The organism is Thermodesulfobacteriota bacterium, assembly GCA_039028315.1.
Taxonomy (GTDB): Bacteria; Desulfobacterota_D; UBA1144; order Nemesobacterales; family UBA2774; genus CR02bin9.
This window is the reverse complement of the sequence record JBCCIH010000107.1, coordinates 1-8,334: the sequence shown is the minus strand read 5'-3', so window position 1 is coordinate 8,334 and position 8,334 is coordinate 1. Positions and strand designations below refer to the sequence as shown.

The following is an 8,334-nucleotide window of genomic DNA, read 5'->3' as shown; positions in this document are numbered from 1 at the left end:
TTTATTTATCTTAGAGTTCATAACCAAAGGCACGAGCATATGATCTCTAAATAGTGCGCCATGAGAAGATCGGTGTTCGGGATTTTCATGTCTAGCCCGAAGGTCATAGCCAGGATTTGCACTCAACACCAGATCACCTGTCCGAGGACTTTCTAAAACTTGTATTATCTGAACTAGTGCATCAGGGTACTCTGTTTTATAGCTATGCGAAAGGGCTTGTTCATAGCTCATTTTCTTGGGCATGCCATTATAGTTAAAAGGGTCTCCTTTTATTTTTTCATAGTTGATGTTTTGATCATCATCAATCCAAGCTGAGGCCTCTCCCCTTATGCTTTTGATTCTAGCCCTACCCTTTTCATCCAACCCCGCTACTATATCTACCTCTTTTCTCTCTAAAAAATTATCTACTAAACTCTCCAACTCTTCGTATGTTGATTTTCTGCTCCATCCCTCCGGGCTTTTTACATAAATATTTGCCATAGCATTTCCGGAAATCAGACTTCCTGCATCAGCATCCCAAAAATGTCTGAACACATTTGGATAATAAAATGTCTTGTAGCCCTGTGAGTTCATAAATTCGAGCGAATCAAAGTGTGAGTGGGTTTGAGTAAGACCATGATCGCTAGTGAGGACAAACAAGGTCTCTTCAAGTCGGCCCTTGCTCTTTAGGCTCTTTGCCACAAGACCAACTGTATTATCAATTCTGCGGTATGAATCTAGCACCTTTTCGTGAAAAGGGTGATTTATATGTGAGTAAGTGTCTATGCCCAAAAAAACAGCATATGTGTAATCGGGTAAAAGCTCAAGCGAGTTAAGAAGTATCCGCTCAGCTACCAGATCTACTTCATTACTTTTATCAGTGAAGTGACTCTTGACCTTATAGTAGAGTTTTGAGAACATAGTCTTGTCATTTCTGAAGCTAACCCCCCTACAAAGCTCATTAAAGATATTCACACTTCTAGGAATTAGTTCAAAAACTGTTTGAAACTCCTTTGAAACATCTGAGTTCATAAGATATGTCTCAATACCGATATAGCTTCTAAAACGCCCAAGAGAGATAGTTTTATCCTCATATTTATATCTATCCATCCATCTAATTCCAGGCATGTTACAGCGCCCAGGGTATTTCCCTAATATATATGGCGTGTAGGCTGGACCGGTTGTGGAAGGAAATACGGTAACAGCTTCGGTATGGCTACCACCTTCTAGGATATATTTAGATATATTCGGCAACTCTCCTTTGCTCAGAAGATCAGAGAATACATCAGCTCTTGCGCCGTCGGCCATTATAAATATGCAGTTATTAAATTCTGTCATAGCTCCACCAGTAATAGATTGTTTAGCTTTGAAGCTCTATTTAAAATATTTGTCATATATCTCTCTAATGTTGTCTGTTTTAGAAATGTATTTCTCTTTTAATTTCTTTCCATCTTTTTTCATACTTAGCTCAGAGGCTAATTTTTCAAAATCGCTTTCATAAAGCTCATTAATTGATCTATCATGTAAAAGTCTTAAAAGATTTTCCATTTTCTTTAGGAAATATAGCCCTTCCTTTAGAACTTCATAGTCTTTGGATTTGATAATTCCGTCTGTTTTAAGCGCTTCAAGCGCATCTAAAGTATTAGGCACACGTATATCTTTATGTTTATTGCCATATTTTAACTGAAGCATCTGCACAAGAAACTCTATATCTACTGTGCCGCCCTTACCGGTTTTAATGTTGCGCTTACTAGAAGACTCTTTTGCTAACTCTTTTTCCATCCTGGAGCGAAGACGGTCTATTTCTTTATAAAAGCCTTTGGGATATGGCTGTGAATATACAATCTGCTGAGCAGTCTTGATCACCTTCTCTCCTAGCTTCTTATCGCCCGCAGCCACAGCAGCTCTAATTAGGGCTTGTCTTTCCCATATTTGAGCACTGGCCTTATGATATTGCTTAAAAGAATCAAATGATGTCACAAGAGCGCCCGATCTGCCTGAGGGCCTTAGATCCAGATCAATTTTATAGGCAAAACCCTCCCCCGTCGGAACCGATAGAACAGATATAACTTTTTGTCCGAGTTTAGAATAGAACTCGTGATCTTTTGCTTCATAAATAAAAATAACATCAAGATCAGAATTATAGCTCATTTCATGACCGCCAAGCTTGCCCATACCTAAAACCAGCATTTGCATTTTTTTATTTTTACTCTTTTTGCCGCCAGTGATTTCTTCCCATGCCACCTCCAGACCAACTTCTAGCACTGCTTCTGCAAGGATTGATAAATACTTTCCAACATAAAATGGATCAACCTCTCCATTTAAATCTCTAAGACAAATCTTAAGAGTTTCAACATGCTTAAATTTTCGTATCGCATCGAGCTTGTCTTCATAATCTTGGGCCTCACCCACAGCCAGCTCAAGAGCTTTGAGCATCTCTTCTTTAGAGCCAAACTCCGTCCTAACGTCTTTTAAAGTAATGACATCTAAGTACTCAGGATGGCGGATAAGGAAATTTGAGAGATAACCGCTTGTAGAGAAAAGTTTTGCTAAAAGGATAATAATATCAGGGTTTTCCAGAAGCACTGAATATATTGACGAGCGCCATCCAATGCCAGAAATAAACCTTTCAAGATTCACCAAAGACGAGTCTGGATCATATGATTTTAGTATCTCACCCAGAAATGCGGGAATAACCTTTTTGGTTGTAAGCTTTCCAGCTTGAGTGAGTCCGCCCAATCTTGGATCAAGCAACTTTGAGAATATATCTATTGCACTTGCAGGGTTTTTAAATCCAAGAGCACTTAGGTTCTCAAGCGCCTGCTCCTCTTCAATATTGCCTGAGGTAAGAAAATCTGCGAGCTCCCAAAACTCCTTACCGACTTCCTCAGTTTTTTGTGAAGGCTCGTAGAAAAGATGGTTATAGATATTTGAGACATTTGAAGTTGTTTCGTTATAGAGTTTCTCAAACTCCTCTCTTGAACCCAACCCACATCGTTTGGCCAATATCTCTAGATCCTCTGCAGATGAAGGTAGTTTATGGGTCTGCCTTTCATCAACCAGCTGTATGTAATGTTCCACTTTTCTAAGAAATATATAAGAAGAAGTTAGGGACTCAAAAATTTCTTGATCGATTATATTTAGCTCATTTAATTTTTGCAGTGCTAATAGAGAGTTAATCTCTCTTATGCCCTGAATCTCTCCTGCATTTACTAGCTGAAGGGCCTGTATGAAAAATTCAATCTCCCTAATGCCGCCCTTTCCAAGCTTTACATCTCGTTTTTTTTGCAACTTGTCGAGCTTGGTTTTCATATCTTTAAGCTCTTCTATTGACTGATAATCCAAGAATTTCTTGTAAACAAATGGCTCAATCTCATTAATAAACTCATAACCAAGGGATAAATCCCCTGCTATTGGTCTTGCCTTGATCATTGCCGCTCTTTCCCATGTATCTCCCCAATAAAAATAATGTTCCACTGCGCCTTCAATGGGAACTGCTATTGCGCTTTTACTTCCTCCCGGCCTAAGCCCAAGATCAACTCTATACAAAAACCCATCTTCAGTAACAGCGCTTAGTAGTTTTGTAACTTTCTCAGCTAGTTTGAAAAAGGGGTCTGGATCTCCTTTGTCACGGTAGAGATAAATTAGGTCCACGTCAGAGCTAAGATTTAGCTCCCTACCTCCGAGTTTTCCCATTCCAAGCACTACAAACTGACCACACGACTTAATATCCAACTCATCGCTGTAATACCTAAACGCAGCTTCAATAATAGCGCTGGCTAGATCTGATAGTTCTTCCATTGTGTCTCTGAAAGGACAAAGATCCGCTATATCCCTGTATATAATCCGGGAAAATTCTCTGTATTTATATTGTCTTAGTTTTGAACTCAGATCAGTCTCAGATTCTGCGCCAGTTCTGATCAAGTCAATTTCATTAATAAATTCAGATGAAGATTTCTTATTCTTAATGTTTTTTGGTTTATTTAGATATTCTAAAATATAGGGATCTGTGAGTATTGCCCTACCAAGAAAGCAGCTATAAGAAGATAATATCTCTAGTATTTGGGACTTTTTAGACGATATTCTCTTATGTTGATCTTTATAGCGCTCTAGGACAGTTATGGCATTTTCAGGATTGGGTAAAACTTTATTCAACTTCTATCTTCCTACTTCTGCTCCGGCTTGTTCTTTTAGATTTTCTTTTTTCTTTCTCTTTTATCTGTTCAGTTACTTCAGTGAGAAACTCAAAACCTTTTTCAGCAGCCTTAGAAGGCAGATCTCTTAAAAACTGCCTCCCCTCTTCATTATCCATGAGATTTTTGGCTCCTTTCATCGCAAAACCAGCGCCCACAACAAACTCAGCAGCACTTGCAATAAAATGCTCACCTGCTTTCGTTAAATCGCTAAGATCAACTTGTGGTTCAGTCTTTTTCTTTGACCTACTGCTTTGCTTTCTGGCCATGAACAATCTCCCCGATAATTTTTTAAACACTTATATATAGATTTTACCATAAACTGTATGATTTCTATTAATCAGGCATTAACTAAAATAATAGGGATCAACATCAACTGAGCACCTAACACCTGAGGAGATCTTAGATATTGAAGCTATCAACTTTTTAGAGAAACTGTGAAGTACAGATGTATTTGAGGACTTAAGCAACATTTGAAAACGAAATCGGTTTCGAATTTTATATATTGGGCAAACTGATGGACCTATAATTTCTAGAGTATCCAAGGGAAGCTTTGATGACATTCTTTTTGCTAAATTTCCCGCCTCAGAAGCTACCCGCTGGGTTTCATCCTCGAACCTGCCTGAGAATCTAATGCTAACTAATCTTGAATATGGGGGATATGAGAGCGCCTCTCTAAGTTTTAACTCCGTTTTTAGAAATCCGACACTGTCTTGATGTGTTGCGAAAATAATACTTGGGTGATCCGGATTGAAGGTTTGAACAACTACATTACCCGGATGATCGCCCCTGCCAGAGCGTCCTGCAACTTGGGTTACGAGCTGAAAGGTTCTCTCTCCTGATCTAAAATCAGGAATTCCGAGCGATATATCGGCAGAGATTACTCCTACTAACGTGACTCCCGGAAGATCATGCCCCTTTGCAACCATCTGCGTTCCAATAAGCACATCTATCTCACCCTTCTCAAGCCGCGAGTAAAGCCTTAAAAGCTTGTTCTTTCCGGCAGCAGTATCTCTGTCCATTCTTGCAATTGTGGCACCAGGCAAAAGTCTTGTTACCTCTTCCTCAACCTTCTGGGTCCCTATGCCAAGCGCTCTAAAATTGCCCCCGCACTTTGAGCAATCCGGCACAGATTTTTCAGAGAGCCCGCACATATGGCATTTAATTGAATTATCCTCTTGGTGATAAGTAATCGATACTGTGCAGTTAGGGCACTTTAGAATCTCCCCGCACGAATGGCATATCAGGAGTCCTGAATAGCCCCTACGGTTGAGAAATAAAATAGATTGTTTGCCTTGATCAAAATTTGAGATTAGAGAGCGTTTAAGGGCTTCAGAAAATACAGTGACCTGCTCATTTTTCATATCTACAACTTCAATCTTTGGAAGTGATTTATCCTCAACTCTAAGTGGAAGAGATAGATAAGTGTAGCGATTCTTCATAGCATTACTGTATGATTCGGCCGATGGAGTTGCGGAGCCTAAGACAACGACTGACCCCGTCATACGGCCTAGAACAAGTGCAAGATCTCTTGCATTGTAGGCCGGGGACTCTTCTTGCTTATAGCTGGACTCATGCTCTTCATCAATAATGATAATTCCTAAGTTCTTTAGCGGGGCAAAAATGGCTGATCTAGCACCTATTACCACTTTAACTTCTCCCCTGCTTGCCAACCGCCAGGCATCAAATCTCTCACCTTCCGAAAGTGCGCTGTGTATAACGGCGACATTATTTCCAAATCTGGCCCTAAATCTTTTAACAAGCTGAGGGGTTAAAGAGATTTCAGGCACTAAAACAAGAGCTTCTTTACCCTTATTGATCACCTCTTTAATAACTTGCAGATAAACTTCGGTCTTGCCACTTCCGGTTACGCCGTGAAGTAGGAACGGTGAGTATTGCTCGCTGTCGACAGATTCCAGTATCTTTTTGCATGCAATATCTTGATCAAGCGTCAATTTGTGCTTAGTATCGTCAGATAAATCAATATGAGAAAAAGGATCTCTTTGAACTTCTCTATGCTCAATCCTTACAAACGCTTTTTCTTCAAGCCATGGCAGGTGAGCGCTCACATTTCCAAATAACTCTTTTAAATCTGAAAGGGACACCTTTCTATGAGTTAAAACATATTCCAGTATCTGGGATTTTGCATGCTTTCTGGCAAGAAGTTTGCTGTCTAAAGTTGCACCATCTTCGGCAACTATTATTTTTTCAGTTTTAACTTTTGCATCTGACTCTAATTCATATTTGAATTCAATAAGGCTTCTTCTCTTTAAGGAATTTAAAAGCTCATTTGAAGTATTTTCTACTAAATTGAGCAGCTTCTGAGATGTTATTTCTTCTGAATTTTTTATTGTGTTGAGTACAACTTCTTCATGATCTGTCAGACGGTGGTCTGAGATTGCATTTAGTCCGTTTTGGGTAATGCGTATGAGCCTTTTAAGACTAACTCCCAAACCCCCAGGGTGTGCTGCTTTTAGAACAATACCTAAAGAGCTGATGTAGTAATTAGAGACCCACTTTAAAAAATCTAGTCTTTTTTCATCAAAAAGCGGCTGCTCATCAATTACATCTAAAATGTCTCTTAATTTTATATCAGGGGGTGCACCGCCTATTCCCACAATAAAACCAATAGAGCGTCTATTTCTAAAGGGGACCAATACCCTCTTGCCCAGTTTAATTCCATCTTTAAGATGTTCAGGGACACTGTAGGAATAAGACTCCTCCCCAGGTATGGGAATTGCTACTTGAATACTTTCATCCATTTATGCTTGGATTCTAATTGGTTTTGTAAGTCTGATCAATAGAATAGTACTAATTCACTAAAGGTGCTTTAGCGAATCTATAAATGCCTGCACAGGTCTTGCAGAGCCTTCAAACCTATCAGCATAGGTTTTTCCGTTCTCAAGCTTGAGTACTCCTCTTGGGCAGACTGCGCTGCAAACACCGCAACCTACACATGACGCTCGTATTATGTTCATGCCTTTTTGAGCATATGCTCTTACGTCAATACCCATCTCGCAGTAAGTCGAGCAGTTGCCGCAGGACATACACTGCCCGCCGTTTGTGGTGATTCTAAAGCGTGAGAAATATCGCTGAATTATTCCAAGTCCGGCGGCTAACGGACACCCAAACCTGCACCAAACCCTGCTTCCCATTAGCGGATAGAATCCAACACCAACCACACCAGAGAAAACTGCGCCAATAAAAAAGCCGTACCACTTTGCTGCTGAGCCTGAGAATTCACCCAGAACCTTCCCCTGGGTAAATGAGTTTATCCATAGAGCAGCTGTAACGATGACAATAAAAACCAGAACGCTGTGTATCATCCAGCGCTCAATCTTCCATGCTCTCACTGACTTATCTGAGAGCTGCCTCCATGGGTCACCCATAGTCTCTGCCAATCCGCCGCATCCGCATACCCATGAGCAATACCAGCGTTTGCCAAAGAAATACGTGAGCACGGGCACGGCAATAAAACTCATAACTATTCCCCAGAAGACCAAAAACACTCCAAGCCCTGCTGAGCTTGATGTCAGATAACTTATCGTGCTTGGAAATAGGTAGTCATATTTCAGCGGCCAAAAGTATGAGAAATAGAATTCTGGCTGATTAAAAAGTACTAGTATATTTGGGATTAGAAATGCAAATCCAAGCTGTACCGTCATAACAGACGTCGTTCTAATCTGCTGATAGCGGTTTCCTCGGTATTTCATAAGCATGCGCACGCCGAATACAAGAACTGCAAGCGTATAAATGAATCCATAGAGAAACCAGTGATCGGCAGGCTGTCCTTTTATGAGGTTTGCATGAGGGTCTAAAAGTCTAATGCCGCCTTCAAGATACTCTGGCCACCAATAGAGAATTACATAAAAACCGGTCATGAGTATCCCTGCGATCCATCCAAGGGAGCCTCTTGATGTAATATTTCTAAAATAGTTCCCGTCGTTTTTAATTCCGGGCTCAGTGTTTTTATAGCTCAGCCAGAAATAAAGTGCGCCGCCTATGGTTAGCGGGCCGTAAGCTAGAAGAAAGCCGCTCCAGGTTCCTCTTAGAGGGGTGTTAAAAAGCATAATTATAAAAAACAGCACCCCTAATCCAACTAATCCCAAAGAGAGTTTCTCAGAAATAGAAAGAGGCTTTACTTCTGCTTTTGGAGGCTCTG

5 protein-coding genes are annotated in these 8,334 nt (G+C 40.4%); all 5 read right to left on the bottom strand.

Annotated features, from left to right (window positions below; genetic code table 11):
- On the bottom strand, nucleotides 1-1,317 hold a 1,317-nt coding region (locus AAF462_07620), incomplete at its 3' end, for an alkaline phosphatase family protein (GenBank protein ID MEM7008986.1).
- A 36-nt stretch (nucleotides 1,318-1,353) separates the two neighbouring features.
- A complete protein-coding gene (gene glnE / locus AAF462_07615) occupies nucleotides 1,354-4,134 on the bottom strand; it encodes a bifunctional [glutamate--ammonia ligase]-adenylyl-L-tyrosine phosphorylase/[glutamate--ammonia-ligase] adenylyltransferase (protein MEM7008985.1) in 2,781 nt (926 codons plus the stop codon).
- Nucleotides 4,127-4,441 carry a hypothetical protein gene (locus AAF462_07610; protein ID MEM7008984.1) on the bottom strand — a complete coding sequence of 105 codons (315 nt, stop codon included), beginning with the start codon at nucleotides 4,439-4,441 and terminating at the stop codon, nucleotides 4,127-4,129. The genes glnE and AAF462_07610 overlap by 8 nt, the downstream gene beginning before the upstream one ends.
- Nucleotides 4,442-4,519: 78 nt before the next feature.
- Nucleotides 4,520-6,934 carry a primosomal protein N' gene (priA, locus tag AAF462_07605; protein ID MEM7008983.1) on the bottom strand — a complete coding sequence of 805 codons (2,415 nt, stop codon included), beginning with the start codon at nucleotides 6,932-6,934 and terminating at the stop codon, nucleotides 4,520-4,522.
- Nucleotides 6,935-6,991: 57 nt separating this feature from the next.
- Nucleotides 6,992-8,281 carry a 4Fe-4S dicluster domain-containing protein gene (locus tag AAF462_07600; protein ID MEM7008982.1) on the bottom strand — a complete coding sequence of 430 codons (1,290 nt, stop codon included), beginning with the start codon at nucleotides 8,279-8,281 and terminating at the stop codon, nucleotides 6,992-6,994.
- Nucleotides 8,282-8,334: the final 53 nt, after the last annotated feature.